The organism is Rickettsia tillamookensis (assembly GCF_016743795.2).
In the GTDB taxonomy this organism is placed as follows: domain Bacteria; phylum Pseudomonadota; class Alphaproteobacteria; order Rickettsiales; family Rickettsiaceae; genus Rickettsia; species Rickettsia tillamookensis.
Map to the genome: position 1 here is coordinate 1358815 of NZ_CP060138.2, position 17368 is coordinate 1376182.

Below are 17368 nucleotides of genomic sequence, written 5' to 3' on the forward strand. Positions count from 1 at the left end.
TTTATTTTTTGTAGTTTAACAAAGAAAATATAAAATTCAATTATAATTAGGTTCCGTGAACAAAATTAAAAATAATATTTTAAAATACAAATAATTTAAATTTTGTTTACAGAATCTAGTTTTAACTTTACAAAATTCTAAAAACCATATACTTATTAAATTATATATTTAATAAGAGAGAATTTATATGAAACTATTATCTAAAATTATGATTATAGCTCTTGCAGCTTCTATGTTACAAGCCTGTAACGGTCCAGGCGGTATGAATAAACAAGGCACAGGAACACTTCTTGGCGGTGCCGGCGGTGCATTACTTGGCTCTCAATTCGGTAAAGGTAAAGGACAGCTTGTCGGAGTAGGTGTAGGTGCATTACTTGGAGCAGTTCTTGGTGGACAAATCGGTGCAGGTATGGATGAGCAGGATAGAAGACTTGCAGAACTCACCTCACAAAGAGCTTTAGAAGCAGCTCCTAGCGGTAGTAGTATAGAATGGCGTAATCCTGATAACGGCAATTACGGTTATGTAACACCTAATAAAACTTATAGAAATAGCACTGGTCAATATTGCCGTGAGTATACTCAAACAGTTGTAATAGGCGGAAAACAACAAAAAGCATACGGTAATGCATGCCGCCAACCTGACGGACAATGGCAAGTTGTGAATTAACTGTCATACCGTGGCTTGTCCACGGTATCCAGAAAAACAACAACTTATAGTGTACATTTTTTACTGGATCCCGTGAATAAATCACGGGATGACGATTCCTAAGGAGCAACCTATGACTTTCATAATAACAAGTACGGCGTTTAAGCATAATGAGCGTATTCCTGATAAATTTACTTGTAAAGGACAGAATGTTTCTCCGCATTTAGAGTGGAGTGATGCTCCTATAGATACTAAATCTTTTGTGCTTATCATGGATGACCCTGATGCACCAATAGAAATAGCACCACCGCATGGTATATGGGATCATTGGATAATATATAATATTCCTGCTTCTATTACTGAGCTTTCAGAAGGACAAATAGATAGCAATATTAAAATTTTAGATAATAGCTGGAAAGAAAAGAAATACGGAGGTCCTTGTCCACCTGCCGGTAAACCTCATCGTTATTTTTTCAAACTATACGCTCTAAATGATTATCTTGAGCTTGATGAAAACGCTAGCAAGCAAGATTTAGTATTAGCTTTGCAAAAACATTTACTTGCCGAGGCAGAACTAATAGGCATTTATTCCATAGATAAATAAATGCAAAAACCTATAATCGAGTTTCGTAACGTATCTAAAAAATTCGGTAATAAATTGCCTATAAATAATGTTAGCTTTACCGTCAAAAAAAATAATATTACTACTTTAATCGGACCTAACGGTGCGGGTAAAACTACCATAGTACGGTTAATGCTTGGGCTTGAAAAACCGACAAGCGGCGAGATTATAATTGCTTCCAAATTAAAAATCGGATATGTACCGCAGAAGTTCGGCCTAAGCCCTGATTTGCCTATTACGGTGAAAAAATTTTTAGATTTGTTAGCACCTAGTAATTTTAATAACAATATTAAAGAGATTAACTCATTTATTGATTTAGAACATATAAAAGATCAAGAAATTTCTAAGCTCTCAGGAGGGCAGTTTCAAAAGGTAGTACTTGCATGTTCAATAGTTAATAATCCTGACTTAATTATTTTAGATGAACCGCTGCAATCTTTAGACGTAACAAGCCAACAAGAATTTTATCAGCTTATTAATTTGATTCGTAAAAAGCTAAATATTACGGTTTTTATGATCTCACACGATTTATTTACCGTAATAAAAAACTCCGATCAAGTGATATGCTTAAACGGTCATATATGTTGTAGCGGAATACCAAACGAAATAACCCCTAACTCGGAATTTTCAAATGCTCTTTCTTCTCTAGGCTTCTACACCCACCACCACGACCATAGGCATTAGACTACCTATCGTATGGGTAGTCTAATGTACTTGAATTTTATTCCAAGTTCATCTAAGCTTGTTCTGTAGTATGACCTATCACATCTACTTCCGATACATTATGATCCACATTACCAAACTCAGTAGTCTCTAACTCTTGTTGATTTGTTTCTGTCTTCACATGAAGTAACTGATCTATAGCGACACCGGCTTTAAGTAATGGTGCTATGTCAGAGCTATTTTCAATAACTAATTTCTGCTGATTTGGTTCTATAGCAAGTAACTCTTGTACACTAACACCGATATCAACTAAGCTTTTTAACTTCCATTCATTTTTAATAAATAATTCTTGCTGACCTGTTTCCATAGCAAGTAATTCTTGTACAACTAACACTAGTATTAGCTAAGATTGTTACTTTCAAACTATTTTCAATAAATAATTCTTGCTGTTCTTTTTCCATAGCAAGTAATTCTTTCATACTAAGACCAGCGTCAGCTAAGATTGTTACCTGCAAACCATTTTTAATAACTAATTCTTGCTGTTCTTTTTCCATAGTAAGTAATTCTTTCATACTAACACCGAACTCAACTAAGCTTTTTATATTATGGTCATTTTTAATAACTAATTCTTGCTGACCTGCTTCCATAGCAAGTAATTCTTTTATACTAACACCGACATCAACCAAGGTGTTTACTTGCAAGCTATGGTCAATAAAGAATTCTTGCTGTTCTGCTCCCATATCAAGTAATTCTTTTATACTAAGACCAGCATTAACTAAGATTTCTATATAAGGATTATTGTAAAAAAAGAATTCTTGTTTATCGTTTCCCATATTTGAAATTTGTTCAAAAGTACAACCTATGTTAAGCAACCATATTTCCTCTTCTGTTAATTCTCGATTAATTTGCTTACTTATTATAATTTGTTGTAGTAATTTACTATCAGTTTTTAGCTCTTCAATAGTAGAATATTGATTAACCAGGTTATTAGTATTTTTTCCTAAATTTAATTCTATTGTTGGTACTTCTCTTGTAATAGGATAAACATTTTTCGCATCACCGTAGATATATAAATCTTGCTCCATTGGTTTTGGATGAGGTATAGTATTTATCTCAAGTTTAGGAGTTTGTCCGCCACATCCTACATATAAATTTAATGCTTGTTCTTGTAATGCTTCTCTCAATTTATTTATTATAGGTACAAATAATAATTTATCCTCTTCCCCTAAATGCTCAAATGAATCTAATACCATAGAAGTGGCTTTTTCATTCTCTTTTTCCTCTCTAGCAAGCCAAGCATATGATTGAGCTTTTATATTTCCTTTATCATCCGTAATTATATAAAAACCGGCATTTGCTTTACTCATACCGTCTAAAACACATCTTTCAGAATCACTGCCTATAGATTGACAAGAATTACTAAATTTACCAAGCATAAAACCTCTCATATCATCTGCAGGTAATTTAGAAAAATTATACTTTTTACCTTTTACCTCTATATCAAAATTAATATCAGGCATATAATCTTCTTTCTTTAATTTATCTTCTTTTATAAAAGTCAATGCTTTTTGAAAACTATTATCATCTAGTTTTCCTTTTAAAGAAAAATTAGCTAAATTTTTTGCATGTAATTTATTTTCTTCTGATAATTCTTCTTCGTTGTATTTATAAAATTCTTTAATTACTATTTCAGTTACTTGATTTACTAATGCTTTTAAATCATTTTTAGTTTTTTGCTCAGGTTTATTTTCTTTAAGAATTTTTTGAAATTCTTCAGTTTTTTCCAGTAAGTGTGCATTACTGAAAATATATAATGAGTCTCTTCCAGATTTATTTAAAGTTTGAAAAAATTCTAATGTTTCGGGGGACAATTTTTGCGGTAAATTAAATTGAAAACTCAATTCTATTGTTTCTTTTGTATCATAATTAACAGTTTTTAAATAATTTTTTATATCTTCTAAATTTCCAAAGTAAGTAGATAATTTTTTAGCCATTTCTAAAGAATTTAAACCACCATTCTCCGTATATAAGTCAGCGATTATTTGACAATATGGCAATACTTCCTTACATAGTCCTTCATTAATTTTTTTAAGGCGTGTATTTTTACTTAAATATTGCTTATGTATTTTTTCAAAAACATCATTAGTATTTAATTGATCAAAATTATTTTCCAATAATTCTTTTAATGTATCAGTAGATTTTTTATTAAAGCCCTCTTTATATAATAAATGAATATTTGCTAATAATATTTCAGCATCATTTTGACTTATCCGAGCTTTTCCTAAATCCATGGGATTACTTTTAGCATTTTCTTTTAAGTTTGTTATGGCATTTTCTAATTTAACTTTTACTTTTGGATCACTAGTTCCCTTTAGTTTTGTTTCTAATTTTTCTAAGCGTTTACCTGTATCATATCTATTTCTCCAAGCATCTATCCAATCAGTTGTAGTTAATAAGTTATAAATTTTTTCAATACTATTAAATGTAACTTTCATTAATTTCTCCTTTTATAATTATTCTACAAAAAACCATGAAGTATGGTAATTTTTCAAAAAAAGCAAGGTTAAATTAAAGTTTTTTAATGAAACTAAGAATATATTATTAAAAATAATTTAGAAAAAGAAAGTCGTAGGTCTGTTAATAAAATATCAATTAAAATTATTTTGTTAACAGACCCATAGCAAATTAATATGACAAATCATTCCAAATATTGCTTTAAATATCTGCCGGTATGGCTTTCCGCACAAGCAGCGATATCGGCAGGAGTACCGCATACAACTATCTTACCGCCTTTGTCACCGCCCTCAGGACCGACATCAATAATATAATCTGCCGTTTTTATAACATCTAAATTATGCTCGATAACTAAAACGGTATTACCCATATCAACAAGTTTATGTAAAACTTTCAGCAATTTATTAATATCGTCGATATGTAGTCCCGTAGTCGGTTCATCAAGTATATAAAGCGTTTTACCGGTTGAACGTCTTGATAATTCTTTAGCAAGCTTAACGCGTTGTGCCTCACCGCCTGAAAGAGTAGTAGCAGACTGACCGATTTTAATATAGCCAAGACCAACTTCATTTAAGGTAATAAGTTTTTCATAGATTAGCGGTATTTTTTCGAAAAATTGCATTGCATCTTCTACCGTCATCATCAAAATATCGGCAATAGATTTGCCTTTATATTTTATTTCAAGCGTTTCTCTATTATATCTGTGACCGTTACAAATATCGCATTTCACGTATACATCAGGTAAGAAATGCATCTCTATTTTAATTAGCCCGTCGCCTTGGCATGCTTCACATCTACCGCCTTTAACGTTAAACGAAAATCTGCCTACTTTATACCCTCTAGCTTTTGATTCAGGTAATTCCACAAACCAATCCCTAATATGGGTAAAGGCACCTGTATAAGTCGCAGGGTTTGAACGAGGAGTTCGACCTATCGGGGATTGATTAATATCGATAATTTTATCAATATATTCAAGTCCTTTTAACTCTCTATATTTTCCTGGAAATACTTTGCTAGTCGGCTCTAAATGCTTTAGAGCCGCTTTATATAGAGTATGAATCATCAAGCTTGATTTACCGCTTCCCGATACGCCTGTTATAGCAGTAAAAGTACCAAGTGGAATTTTGATATCAATATTATCTAAATTGTTAGAAACCGCCCCAAGTAATTCAATTGACCTATTATCATGCCCTACTCTTGTTTCAGACGGCACTTTGATTGTTTGACGACCGCTTAGATACCTACCTGTAATACTTTCTTCAAAATTCTTTATTTCTTCTGCATTGCCTTCTGCAATAACACGACCACCGTGAATACCGGCTCCCGGTCCTATATCGATAATATGGTCTGCTTCATACATTGTTTCTTCGTCATGCTCGACTACCAAAACGGTATTACCTAGATCTCTAAGCCTTTTTAGCGTCTCAATTAATCTTGTATTATCTCGTTGATGAAGACCGATAGACGGCTCATCAAGTACATATAAAACACCGCTAAGCCCTGATCCTATTTGAGATGCAAGACGGATACGCTGACTTTCCCCTCCTGATAAAGTACCTGCTTCTCGTGATAACGTTAGATAATCAAGTCCGACATTCATAAGAAATTTTAATCTCTCTGTAATTTCTTTGAGTATACGCTCAGCAATAAATAATTGCTTTTTATTTAATTTTTCTTCTAAGTGACTAAACCATTTTTGCAAGGCTGCAATACTCATACCTGCTACTTCGCCTATATGAAGATTCGCTATTTTAACGCATAATGCTTCGTCTTTTAATCTAAACCCTGAGCAGGCAGTGCATTTATGTTCTGACTTAAATTTAGCTAGTTCTTCTTTAATTAAAACCGATTCTATAGTACGGTCCTTTTCCTGCAAACTTGGTATTATACCGGCAAAAGGTTGTTTTATTATTTGCGTTTTAGAACCGTCGTGAAATTCAAACTTTATTGCCTCTTCTCCTGAACCTTCAAATAAAATATCCTTAACATTTTGTGATAAACTTACAAAAGGTACTTCAATAGAAAATTTATAATGATCGGCAAGAGCCTTTAATGTCTCTAGGATAAATTTAGAAGATGTGCTACCCCAAGGTACTATTGCACCGTCTTTAATAGAAATTCTTTGATCCGGAACTATTAAATCTCTATCAAAGAAAAACTCCTTACCTATTCCTTCACATTTAGGACATGCTCCAAAAGGGCTATTAAAAGAAAAAATTCGAGGCTCTATTTCAGTAAGCTGAAAACCGGATACAGGACAAGAATATTTTTCGGAAAAAGTAATACGCTGATTTTTTTCAAATTCGGTCTTAACTGCCAGTGGCAATTCTACAATTTCTAAATAAGTAATGCCTTCGGCAAGATTTAACGAACTCTCTAAGCTATCTGCAAGCCTATTACCTAAACTTTCGTCTAGAACTATTCTATCAACGATGACTTCTATATTATGCTTCTTATTTTTATCAAGTTTCGGTAAATCATCAATTTCACAAACTTCACCGTTAACTATTAATTTCTGAAAGCCTTGCTTTTTTAGATTCATAATTTCACGTTTGAACTCCCCCTTATGTCCTCTAACAATAGGAGCAAGTAAATATACTTTCGCGCCTTTAGGTAGTTCATTAATTATATCTACCATCTCAGAAACCGTTTGGCTATGTATCGGAAGACCGGTTGCCGGAGAGTAAGGAATACCCACCCTTGCATATAATAACCTAAGGTAATCGTAAATTTCCGTTATAGTTCCAACCGTAGAACGTGGATTTTTAGAAGTAGTTTTTTGATCAATTGCAATAGCAGGCGATAATCCGGAAATAGATTCCACATTCGGTTTATTTTGTAAATGCAAGAATTGCCTTGCATATGAAGATAAGCTTTCAACATATCGCCTTTGACCTTCTGCATAAATAGTATCAAAAGCTAAAGAAGACTTGCCTGAACCACTAAGACCGGTGATAACAACAAATTTATTCCTTGGAATATCAACATTTATATTTTTTAGATTATGCTCTTTAGCACCGCGTACCTTAATATATTCTTGGTTCATAATCACTTCACTACAAAATTTTTGAGATATTTTTTAAAAAACCTGTAGTATTATAGGCTCTTTTATTTTATTATTGCAATAATAATATTTTAAAATAGGTAGTAATCTATGGCAGGTAGTTTAAATAAAGTAATATTAATAGGTAATGTAGGGCGTGATCCGGAAATTAGAACTACGGGCGAAGGGAAAAAAATCATTAATCTTTCCTTAGCAACAACCGAAACTTGGAAAGATCGCATTACCAGCGAACGAAAAGAACGAACTGAATGGCATAGAGTAGTGATATTTAGCGAAGGGTTAGTATCTGTTGTAGAACGCTATGTCACAAAAGGTAGTAAATTATATATTGAAGGTTCATTGCAAACCCGTAAGTGGAATGATAATTCAGGTCAAGAAAAATATACCACAGAAGTTGTGTTACAAAATTTTAATTCACAATTAATATTATTAGATAGTAAAAACTCTAATAATCATACTCAAGATTCAGGGCATAGCGAATATAAACATCCTGAAGCTAAAAATCATTCCTTTGACCATAGCGACTTAGACGACGAAATACCGTTTTAATTATTTTCTGTCATTGCGAGAAGAATTACGTAGTAATTCGACGAAGCAATCTTAGGAGTTTGTTATTACTTCATGAGATTGCCACGCAAGTACTACGACTGCTCGCAATGACGATGGAGCCGATCCACGCAGGAATATCATTAAAGACATGCAAGTAACTTCTACCAAATATTACCTATAAATATTATGAAAAAACTTCTTTGTATAATATTCCTTACATCAATATTTCTTTCAGGGTGTTCTACCACTCATGATGTAGCTAGTAGGGTAAAGCATTCACAAGATATAGCAACTCAAAATAACTTTCAGATGAGGCTAGTAAACGGTGGTGATTTTACTCTTACGACTTATCAGCGTATTACCAACCATAACCTACCTTTCGTATTCTATATTGAGGGAGATGGGCATCTTGCGGATGGCGGCGTTAACTCTGACAACCCTACCCCTGTTAATCCGATGCTCTTAAAGCTTGCTACAATCGATAAAAGACCGAATATTGTTTATATAGCAAGACCTTGTCAATATACACCTTTAGAAATGAGCCCAAAATGTATTAGTGATTATTGGTTAGATAAGAGGATGAATCAAGAAGTCGTAAATTCAATTAATAACGTCATCAATACCTTTAATAACGGACAGAAATTTAGCTTAGTCGGCTTCTCCGGTGGCGGCGGGCTTACAATATTAATTGCTGCTCAAAATAGTAATGTTAAAGATATTATAACGATTGCCGGTAATTTAGATACTAAAAAGTTCGATAAATACCATAATTATCGTGGTTACTTAGTTAAATCGTTAAACCCGATAAATTATGCAAAGCAAGTTAATAATATCCCCCAATTACATCTCTCCGGCATGGATGACAAAAGAGTCCCGCCTTTCATAGCAGAACTTTACGTAAAAACAAGTAACTCACCATGCGTAAAAAAGCAAACTTTTCCTAATATTTCTCATGCAAAAGGTTGGGATAAAATTTGGTCTAATATATTAGATATTCCTCTGATTTGTAATTAAGCATTGGGAAATCTTATTAATCTATTTAAATATATAAGACAAAATCCTTTATTGACTTTTATACAAAACAGTATAATTTTTTTACAATTTAATTTTTTTTACAAGAATTATGCTAGGCTACGAAAAAGAACAAAGAAGTTTGACAAAAGAACAAAAACAAGCTGTAGGGTTGTTATCTGTAGGAACTTATTGGAATATTTTGATCTTATGCTTTATGTTCATATGTCCGTACTTCTTAATGAGCTTTTTTTCCCAAAAGCTGATGCTTATGCTACTTCGCTTTACTCTATAGCAGCTTTATGTGCTACTTTTATCTTTAGACCACTCGGAGCTCTCGTTTTCGGATATTTAGGCGATACATATGGGCGAAAAACTACAGTAGTTATAACAACTATGATGATGGCTACCTCGTGCATAGTAATGGCACTACTTCCTACTTACAATGAAATTGGTATAACAGCTTCTATTATAATAATATTATGTAGAATTGTTCAAGGTATGTCCTCAATGGGAGAGGTAATAGGAACAGAAGTTTATTTAACCGAGTTTACTAAGCCTCCAATACAATATCCTATTGTAGCCTTAGCTACGGTTTTCGCTACTGTAGGAACTTTCGCAGCTTTAGGGGTTGCTACTATTGTTACTTCTTATGGCTTTAATTGGCGTTATGCATTTGGTATCGGTGCAATTATTGCCGTTGTAGGAACATTAGCAAGAACCGCATTACGAGAAACTCCTGAATTTGCTAATGCAAAGCTTAAATTACTTAAAACTTTTGAAAAAGCTAATAGAGATATAAAAGTATTAGAAAATAATCCTATTTGGAAAGAAAAAATTAATAAAAAGACAGCAATAGCTCTATTTATAATGGATTGTGCATGGCCTGTATGTTTTTATTTTGCATATATTTATTGTGGCGATATTCTTGTAACCAAATTTAACTGTACTCCTGAACAAGTTATAAAACAAAATTTTAAATTATCTATAATAGAACTTATAAGTATACTAATAGTAGCAGCATTAAGTTATAAGATATATCCTTTAAAAATTCTAAAAGCATTATTAGGTATTTTTACTATTACAATATTACTATGTCCATATTTATTAAATAAGGCTTCTAATCCAAATCAAATATTCATTATTCAATCACTTATCATGGCTTTTGCCCTTAATGTTATGCCGGCTGTACCAAATTGTTTTAGACATTTTCCAATCTTTAAACGCTTTACTTCCGTAACCTTTACATATGCTTTATCAGCTGCTTGTATGTATGTTATTAGCTCTTTTGGTTTTCCTCATTTAATAAAAACCTTTGGAAACTGGGGAGTATTAATTATTATGATTCCAACAAGTATTGGATTTGGATTTGGTATATTTCATTTTGAAAAATTGGAGAAAGAAAGTGGAAATTATCCGACAAAATCTTTTGCCCCCTCTCCGGTGATATCTGCTTGATTGATAAATATTTATAGCATTTTATTATTAACCAGCAGCAGGTACAAAATCACCACCTAACATGCTAATATCGTCGGTTGTATTTTGGTTTTCAATTATTTCGTTAAGTCGGTGTTCTATAGTTACAATTTCTAATTTTGTAGATTTATTAACTATAAGCTTTTCCATACTAGCCGTTATTTTGTCTATATCGGCTGTATTATTAAGGGCTTTAATGTTATTTACTATATTCTCTATAGTATCTTTTATTATAGCTTTATCTTTAGTATTTATTGCAATATTAGTAGCTACTTTATCATTTATTCCATCAGCCAACTTTTGAAAACTCATTAAATTTTTATTTCGCTGTAGATATTTCTCAATTATAACTTTGCTTTTATTATCTATATTATCTTGCTCTAAATCTATATGTGTAATAGTAGTATTTTCTCTTAAAGCTACAATAATTGCTTTTACTACTTCAAGCGTTATCTTATTACCTGAAATATCAAGATGCTTTAAAGTTTTATTATTTGTTAAGAATTCAGCTATTAATTTTACTTCCTCATTACTTATATTGTTGTTGTGTAAATCTAGATGTACAATATTATTATTGAACTTTGAAGCTTCTATAATTGCTTTAATTCCTATAATCCCTATATCATTTTCACCAAGGTAAATATGAGTAAGAGTACTAACCTGTAAAATTTCAGCTAATATAGATATTTTTTGATCGCCTAAATTACTGCAACTAAAATCAAATTTCTCTAGATATTTACTTGTTTTTAGAACTTCAATAATAGCAATTATACCATCGACACTTATTTGGCTACCTGAAAAATTAATAGTAGTGATTGTCTCAATACCTTTTAATTTATCAGCGATTAATTTTGCTACTTCATCACTTATTGTTTGATAACAAATATTAAGAGAAGTTTTATCGGTATTTAATAAATCATCAATTTGTATATTTAAGTTTTGAACCTTAAAAAGTTCTATTAATTCTACTTTTAATTGCTGTTCATAACATTTTTCTGCTCTATGTTTATTATTGATATATAAACGCTGTTTATTAAGAGCTATTGCCTCCGTATATTTTCCTATTGCTTTCTTATATTCATTATCATTGTAAAAAACATCGCCTTCAGCATTTAATATTTCTGCTTTTTTATGATTTTCTTCTTCTAGTGCAAGGTTTCTCTCCAAGATCTCTTGAAGTTTAGGGATGGTTTTTATAGAAAGATTACAATAAGTAAGAGAATAATTTTTTTCTAAATCGTCTATTATTGCATTTATACCTTCTTCTGTTGTATTGTTATCCATAAGATTAAGAGATGTAAGGGTAGTATTTTCAATTAAAGCACAAGCAATTCTTTTAATTCCTTCATTTCCTATTTTATTATCCATAAGTTTAAGAGATTGAAGAGTATTATTAATTTTTAAAGCCTCAGCTATCGCTATTGCTCCTTTATCTGTTATTTCATTGTTATTAAGATTAAGAGTAGTTATGCTCTTACTTTTTTTCAAAATCTCAGCAATTTTTATTGCTTTCTCGTCATCAATTTTTTGGTTTGTTAAATTAAATATAGGCTTATTATTACTATTCAGTTCTTGTAATGATAAATCAAAGCCAAAATCATTAAATCTAGTAGTAGTAGTGGTGATAGTTGTAGGACTAAGATTAGTATTAAGAGAAGAGGGCGTTTGTTGTGCTTCTGTATCTTTATGTGTTGTGTGATGTTTATTATGTTGTTGCCTACCTTGATTTGTATTATGTGTTCTGTGACCTTGATATATAGGACGTGTTGAATGACGTGCGGTTTGATTTGCTCCATGATGTACTGCTTGAGTTACTGCATGTTTTGCCCCATGCTGTACTACTGAACTAGCTACTCCTCCCATAATTACCCCCTAAATATCAAATTTTTTGTTTTAAAATTAATTATTAAATAATTAATTAAGAAAATAATAATAAGTAGCTTTTAAAAAGCAATAGAAATTTAACTAAAAGTACGGATAAATAAATTGGAGTTGATTTAGGGAATCTATGAATATGTAGAGGATTAAAGGAGATAATAAGGAGTTTTAATAATTAGTAATAATTATAATCTATAATGTTACCGACGTTTCACTAAACCTTGCAGCTTAACCCCGCCTTTAACATGCACTCATCTTAGCAGCTCAGCGACAGCCGCTAAATATTCAACTCGGTTTAACTTATGCCGCAATGTTGATGCTTGAAACTTCTCGCTACCAAAATTAAAGATAAATGAGATTAAGGCGACTTGTTGCTTAATTAAATTATTAATATTTCTTTTTATAAGGTGATGAATTTACTATTTAGAAGAAAGAGAAAAGCTGCTTAGTTTAGAGATTTGGTGAAAGACAATTAATAAAAATTAGTTTTATCGAACCTTTCATTAAACGGCAGAAAGCTTGATTTTATGCTGCATCTGCGGTTTGATATTTTTGTAGAAATACCGAAAAATGAAGAATGGCGCACCCTAAAGGATTCGAACCTCTGACCCACAGATTAGAAATCTGTTGCTCTATCCAGCTGAGCTAAGGGTGCTGAACCGTTTACGGTAAACTTTATATCAGTTTAAGCAAAATTTTTCAAGTATTCTTTTATTATTACAAAAAATAAGCAAATGTGATAAAAAATATTCATGAATAAATTCTACAATTACAATTCTTCTTCAAAGCAGGCTTTACTTAGTCTTAAAGTAAAGCCTAATTCTAAACAAAATCTAATTAGTAATTTTGTAATTATCAATAATATCCCATATCTAAAATTATCTATAAAAGCAATACCGGCACAAGGTAAAGCTAATGAAGAAATCATAAATTATTTAGCAAAAGAATGGAAATTATCACGCAAGAGTATAGAAATTATTAAAGGTCATACTAATAGCTTAAAAATGATATTGATAAAAAATATTGACGAAGACTATTTAAATTTAATTATTAATTCCTATATTAAATAAAGTTTTGTTACAAGATACCAAAATCGTCATTGCGAGCGACTAAAAGGAGCGTGGCAATCTCAGGACTATAGCATGAGATTGCTTCGTCAAAACTTACAGTTTTTCCTCGCAATGCCGAAAAAACTGACCTAGTAATAAAACTAAAAACAAGAATTTATAAATTGGTTTAGTATGACACAAGAAAAGAAAAAGTTTGATGCCGAGGTTGGCAAGATTTTAAATTTAATGATTCACTCTCTTTATAGTAATAAAGAGATTTTTATGAGGGAGTTAATTTCTAATGCTTCGGATGCTTGCGATAAATTACGTTATTTGTCTCAAAGTAATAGTGAATTAGTAGCTGGCGATAGCAATTTTAAAATTACGGTTAAAGTCGATAAAGATAAAGGACAAATCATCATCCGTGATAACGGTATCGGCATGAATAAAGAGGATTTGATTGAGAATCTTGGTACTATTGCAAGATCTGGTACGGCAAATTTCCTTAAAAGCCTCTCCGGTGATTCTAAAAAAGATAATATGCTAATCGGTCAGTTTGGAGTTGGCTTTTATTCAAGCTTTATGGTAGCTGATAAAGTGACTGTAACTTCAAGAAAAGCTGGGGAAGATAAAGTCCATGTTTGGGAATCAGACGGGCTTGGTGAATATACCGTCTCAGATTCAGATAAAGAGTTCACAAGAGGCACGGAAATCGTTTTACATATCAAAAAGGAAGAAGATACATTCCTTGATCATTTTAGATTAAAACACATCGTTAAAAGCTATTCCGATCATATAGCAGTACCGATATATTTCTTTGATGAAGCTGGTAATAATGAAATCCAGCTTAATTCAGCTTCTGCATTATGGACAAGACCGAAATCAGAAATTACGGAAGAACAATATAAAGAATTCTACAAAAGCTTATCTTATGCTATAGATGATCCGTGGATTACTCTGCATAATAAAAATGAGGGAGCTATAGAATTTACTAATCTGCTTTTCATTCCCTCAAGTAAAACATTTGATTTATTTCATCCTGATCGCAAAAGGCGTGTAAAATTATATATAAAAAGAGTATTTATTTCCGATGAGAATATTGATTTAATTCCATCATATTTAAGGTTTTTACGAGGCGTAGTTGATTCAGAAGATTTACCATTAAATATTAGCCGTGAATCACTGCAGCATAATAGCGTGCTTGAGAAAATCAAAAATGCTATTACAAAAAGAGTGCTTAGCGAAATTAGAAAAAAGAAAGAGGAATCATCTGAAGAGTATAATAAGTTTTGGGCTAATTTTGGTGGTGCTTTAAAAGAGGGTTTATGTGAGGCTACTACCGACCATGAAAAATTATTAGAAGTATGTATATTCAGAAGTGCTTTGCATAATAAAATGATAAGTCTTGATGAGTATATAGCGAATTTTAAAGAAGGACAGAATACCATATATTATTTAAGCGGGGATAATCCCGATAAATTACTTTCAAGCCCGCAAATCGAAGGATTGTTAAGTAAAAATATCGATGTATTACTTTTCACCGATACAGTGGATGATTTTTGGGTAAATGTTAATAGCGAATATAAAGGGCATGCCATTAAATCAGCAACAAGAAGCGATATCGATTTAGAACAAACTGCTACATCATCTGAGGAAAAAAAGAAAGACGATACAAAATCCGATGAGGAATATAAATTACTAACTGATTATTTTAAAGAGACGCTAGGGGAGTTAGTAAAAGAAGTTAAAATCTCTAAAAAACTTACTTCAAGCCCTGCTTGTCTTGCCGTTAGCGACGCTGCTATGGATATTCGTATGGAGAGGTTTTTAATTGAGCAAAAACAAATAGCTGCTGCATCCGCCAAAAATTTAGAGCTAAATCCTAAAAATAAAATCATAGAGAAAATCTTTAACGATTTAAAAGCAAATAATGAAGAATTGGTTAATCTAATATTTGATCAAGCCTGTATTTTAGAGGGCGAACCGGTTGCTGATACCGGTGCATTTTCAAAGAGATTAAACGATATTATACAAAAAGCTATATTATAACTTTAAAATTCTTTAATTTTAATGTATAGTCAATTGATTTGAACTTGGTGCTTTGTTGTTCGTCGACTCGCCTATTATTATAGGCTTCGCTCCTCACGCCTGTCACCAAATTCAACTGAATTGACTATAGAATGGTTGCAAACGTGAGTTTGGGTATCCACTGTCATACCGTGGCTTGACCACGGTATCTAGACAAAAATTAATAAAATGGATTCCCGCTTATGCGGGAATGACATAGAGAAAATGTTTTATTACGATACTATATTTAGCAAACATATAGATAAGATCAAAAGCGAAGGAAGATATCGAGAATTTAAAGCCTTAAAAAGACAAGCCGATAATTTTCCTTTTGCAGAACACGCTAATAAACAAATAGTTATGTGGTGCATTAATGACTATTTGGGTATGAGTAAACATGCAAAAGTAATGCAAGCTTCTATAGATGCCTTGCTAAAATACGGTGTTGGATCAGGCGGAACTCGCAATATCGGCGGTAATAATATTGCCATTCTTGAGCTTGAAAAAGAACTTGCAGATTTACACAAAAAGCAAGCAGCTTTAGTTTTTACATCCGGTTTTGTTGCAAATGATACAACGCTTGCAAGTCTTGCTAAAATCATGCCGGATATAGTATTTTTTTCCGATGAGCTAAATCATGCCTCAATAATTGCCGGGGTTACAAGTTCAAGAGCCGAGAAATATATATATAGACATTTAGACGTTAAGCATCTAGAAGAGCTTTTACAATCAGTCGATATTAATAGACCGAAAATTATTGTTTTTGAATCGGCTTACTCTATGGACGGTTTTTTCTCACCTATCAAAGATATAATCAACTTAGCCAAAAAATATAATGCTTTAACCTTTATTGATGAAGTTCATACGGTCGGTTTATACGGTAAACATGGAGGCGGTATTGCCGAGCTTCTTAATTGTAGAGATCAAATCGATATTATTCAAGGTACACTTGCCAAAGCATATGGCACTATCGGTGGTTATATCACTAGCAACCATAATTTAGTCGACGCTATAAGACTAACCGCTCCAGGATTTATTTTCACTACTTCATTACCGCCGGTAATTTCTACCGCTGCAACGCATAGTATTAGACATCTTAAAGAATCGAATGAAGAACGAATAAAACATCAAGAAGTAGTTACAAAACTTAAAAATTCTTTTGAAAATTTTAATATACCTTATTTGAAAAATGAAAGTCATATAGTGCCGATAATTATTGGTGATCCGATTAAAGCGGCGAAAGCCTCAAATATGCTCCTTAATGAATACGGTATTTACGTTCAACATATCAATTTTCCAACCGTACCGAGAGGTACGGAACGCCTCCGAATCATCCCAACCCCTGCCCATACCGATAAAATGATCAATGATTTATCTATAGCCTTAGTGCATATATTTGCCGAACTTGATATAGAATTATCTTCTACAAAAGAACTAAATGAAGAAGTACGTTTGAATCTTATTGCATAACGTCATTGTGACCAGTTGTAGGCGTTGTTGCATGGCTCGGTTTTTTTGTTGTCATCCCGTGATTTATTCACGGGATCCAGTTAAAAATACTAATAATATTAGTATTTTTAGTTGTTTTACTGGATACCGTGGACAAGCCACGGTATGACACTCAGCAGGTTTTCCGAGCCATGCAACAACGCCGCAGTTGTAGTACTTGCGTGGTAATCTAGAAAAAATTATTAGTTTTTGCTAAAAAATAACATATATACTTTATTTATATAAAAGGGGAAAACCGCTTTTCACCTTTTATATTCAATATTTCTAACCGAATAGCGGATTATGTAATAATTTGCTATTTGCGTTAAAAAAATTCTGTA

General features: G+C 32.2%; 12 protein-coding genes, 1 tRNA gene and 3 pseudogenes. 9 read left to right on the forward strand and 7 right to left on the reverse strand.

What is annotated here, in order from left to right; all coding sequences use genetic code 11:
* Window positions 1-187 precede the first annotated feature (187 nt).
* The 3 genes from H6P87_RS06735 to H6P87_RS06745 all read left to right on the forward strand — a co-directional run bounded on the left by H6P87_RS06735 (window position 188) and on the right by H6P87_RS06745 (window position 1952).
* Window positions 188-667 carry an RT0821/Lpp0805 family surface protein gene (locus tag H6P87_RS06735; protein WP_202069459.1) on the forward strand — a complete coding sequence of 160 codons (480 nt, stop codon included), beginning with the start codon at window positions 188-190 and terminating at the stop codon, window positions 665-667.
* 112 nt (window positions 668-779) lie between these two features.
* Window positions 780-1250, forward strand: a complete 471-nt coding sequence (locus H6P87_RS06740; RefSeq protein ID WP_202069460.1) for a YbhB/YbcL family Raf kinase inhibitor-like protein — start codon at window positions 780-782, stop codon at window positions 1248-1250.
* On the forward strand, window positions 1251-1952 hold the full coding sequence (locus H6P87_RS06745) for an ATP-binding cassette domain-containing protein (RefSeq protein ID WP_202069461.1): 702 nt from the start codon (window positions 1251-1253) through the stop codon (window positions 1950-1952).
* A gap of 52 nt (window positions 1953-2004) precedes the next feature.
* On the opposite strand, the gene H6P87_RS06750 is transcribed toward H6P87_RS06745, so the two are convergent.
* The 4 genes and pseudogenes from H6P87_RS06750 to uvrA form a co-directional block, all read right to left on the reverse strand.
* The gene (locus tag H6P87_RS06750) at window positions 2005-2325 is read right to left on the reverse strand and encodes a hypothetical protein (protein ID WP_246437894.1); all 321 of its coding nucleotides are present in this window, start codon (window positions 2323-2325) and stop codon (window positions 2005-2007) included.
* A gap of 856 nt (window positions 2326-3181) precedes the next feature.
* A pseudogene (locus H6P87_RS06755) lies at window positions 3182-3451 on the reverse strand (hypothetical protein); the annotation flags it as partial.
* A gap of 192 nt (window positions 3452-3643) precedes the next feature.
* Window positions 3644-3925, reverse strand: a pseudogene (locus tag H6P87_RS07415) (hypothetical protein); the annotation flags it as partial.
* A gap of 704 nt (window positions 3926-4629) precedes the next feature.
* A complete protein-coding gene (gene uvrA / locus H6P87_RS06760; RefSeq protein ID WP_202069464.1) occupies window positions 4630-7491 on the reverse strand; it encodes an excinuclease ABC subunit UvrA in 2862 nt (953 codons plus the stop codon).
* A gap of 108 nt (window positions 7492-7599) precedes the next feature.
* Between uvrA and H6P87_RS06765 the strand changes: the two genes are divergently transcribed.
* The 3 genes and pseudogenes from H6P87_RS06765 (at window position 7600) to H6P87_RS06775 (ending at window position 10527) form a co-directional block, all read left to right on the forward strand.
* Window positions 7600-8058 carry a single-stranded DNA-binding protein gene (locus H6P87_RS06765; RefSeq protein ID WP_041079061.1) on the forward strand — a complete coding sequence of 153 codons (459 nt, stop codon included), beginning with the start codon at window positions 7600-7602 and terminating at the stop codon, window positions 8056-8058.
* Window positions 8059-8244: 186 nt separating this feature from the next.
* Window positions 8245-9072, forward strand: a complete 828-nt coding sequence (locus H6P87_RS06770) for an alpha/beta hydrolase family protein (RefSeq protein ID WP_202069465.1) — start codon at window positions 8245-8247, stop codon at window positions 9070-9072.
* Between the two features lie 109 nt (window positions 9073-9181).
* Window positions 9182-10527 (forward strand): annotated as a pseudogene (locus tag H6P87_RS06775) (MFS transporter).
* Between the two features lie 27 nt (window positions 10528-10554).
* Here the strand turns inward: H6P87_RS06775 and H6P87_RS06780 are convergent.
* From H6P87_RS06780 to H6P87_RS06785, 3 genes are all read right to left on the reverse strand, one after another.
* The gene (locus tag H6P87_RS06780) at window positions 10555-12408 is read right to left on the reverse strand and encodes a leucine-rich repeat domain-containing protein (protein WP_202069466.1); all 1854 of its coding nucleotides are present in this window, start codon (window positions 12406-12408) and stop codon (window positions 10555-10557) included.
* 266 nt (window positions 12409-12674) lie between these two features.
* A complete protein-coding gene (locus tag H6P87_RS07585) occupies window positions 12675-12839 on the reverse strand; it encodes a glycoside hydrolase family protein (RefSeq protein ID WP_410528060.1) in 165 nt (54 codons plus the stop codon).
* 162 nt (window positions 12840-13001) lie between these two features.
* A tRNA-Arg gene (locus tag H6P87_RS06785) sits at window positions 13002-13078 on the reverse strand.
* A 97-nt stretch (window positions 13079-13175) separates the two neighbouring features.
* Between H6P87_RS06785 and H6P87_RS06790 the strand changes: the two genes are divergently transcribed.
* From H6P87_RS06790 to hemA, 3 genes are all read left to right on the forward strand, one after another.
* On the forward strand, window positions 13176-13493 hold the full coding sequence (locus H6P87_RS06790) for an A1G_07140 family DUF167 domain protein (RefSeq protein ID WP_202069467.1): 318 nt from the start codon (window positions 13176-13178) through the stop codon (window positions 13491-13493).
* A 171-nt stretch (window positions 13494-13664) separates the two neighbouring features.
* A complete protein-coding gene (gene htpG / locus H6P87_RS06795) occupies window positions 13665-15521 on the forward strand; it encodes a molecular chaperone HtpG (RefSeq protein ID WP_202069468.1) in 1857 nt (618 codons plus the stop codon).
* A 243-nt stretch (window positions 15522-15764) separates the two neighbouring features.
* Entirely contained in the window at window positions 15765-17009 is a 1245-nt protein-coding gene (gene hemA, locus H6P87_RS06800) for a 5-aminolevulinate synthase (protein WP_202070160.1), read from the forward strand.
* The last annotated feature ends 359 nt before the right edge of the window (window positions 17010-17368 follow it).

What these genes read in the sequence shown, in the direction of transcription:
- H6P87_RS06735 (WP_202069459.1), top strand. Translation starts at nt 188, where the DNA reads ATGAAACTATTATCTAAAATTATGATTATAGCTCTTGCAGCTTCTATG.
- H6P87_RS06740 (WP_202069460.1), top strand. Translation starts at nt 780, where the DNA reads ATGACTTTCATAATAACAAGTACGGCGTTTAAGCATAATGAGCGTATT.
- H6P87_RS06745 (WP_202069461.1), top strand. Translation starts at nt 1,251, where the DNA reads ATGCAAAAACCTATAATCGAGTTTCGTAACGTATCTAAAAAATTCGGT.
- uvrA (WP_202069464.1), bottom strand. Translation starts at nt 7,491, where the DNA reads ATGAACCAAGAATATATTAAGGTACGCGGTGCTAAAGAGCATAATCTA.
- H6P87_RS06765 (WP_041079061.1), top strand. Translation starts at nt 7,600, where the DNA reads ATGGCAGGTAGTTTAAATAAAGTAATATTAATAGGTAATGTAGGGCGT.
- H6P87_RS06770 (WP_202069465.1), top strand. Translation starts at nt 8,245, where the DNA reads ATGAAAAAACTTCTTTGTATAATATTCCTTACATCAATATTTCTTTCA.
- H6P87_RS06780 (WP_202069466.1), bottom strand. Translation starts at nt 12,408, where the DNA reads ATGGGAGGAGTAGCTAGTTCAGTAGTACAGCATGGGGCAAAACATGCA.
- H6P87_RS06790 (WP_202069467.1), top strand. Translation starts at nt 13,176, where the DNA reads ATGAATAAATTCTACAATTACAATTCTTCTTCAAAGCAGGCTTTACTT.
- htpG (WP_202069468.1), top strand. Translation starts at nt 13,665, where the DNA reads ATGACACAAGAAAAGAAAAAGTTTGATGCCGAGGTTGGCAAGATTTTA.
- hemA (WP_202070160.1), top strand. Translation starts at nt 15,765, where the DNA reads ATGTTTTATTACGATACTATATTTAGCAAACATATAGATAAGATCAAA.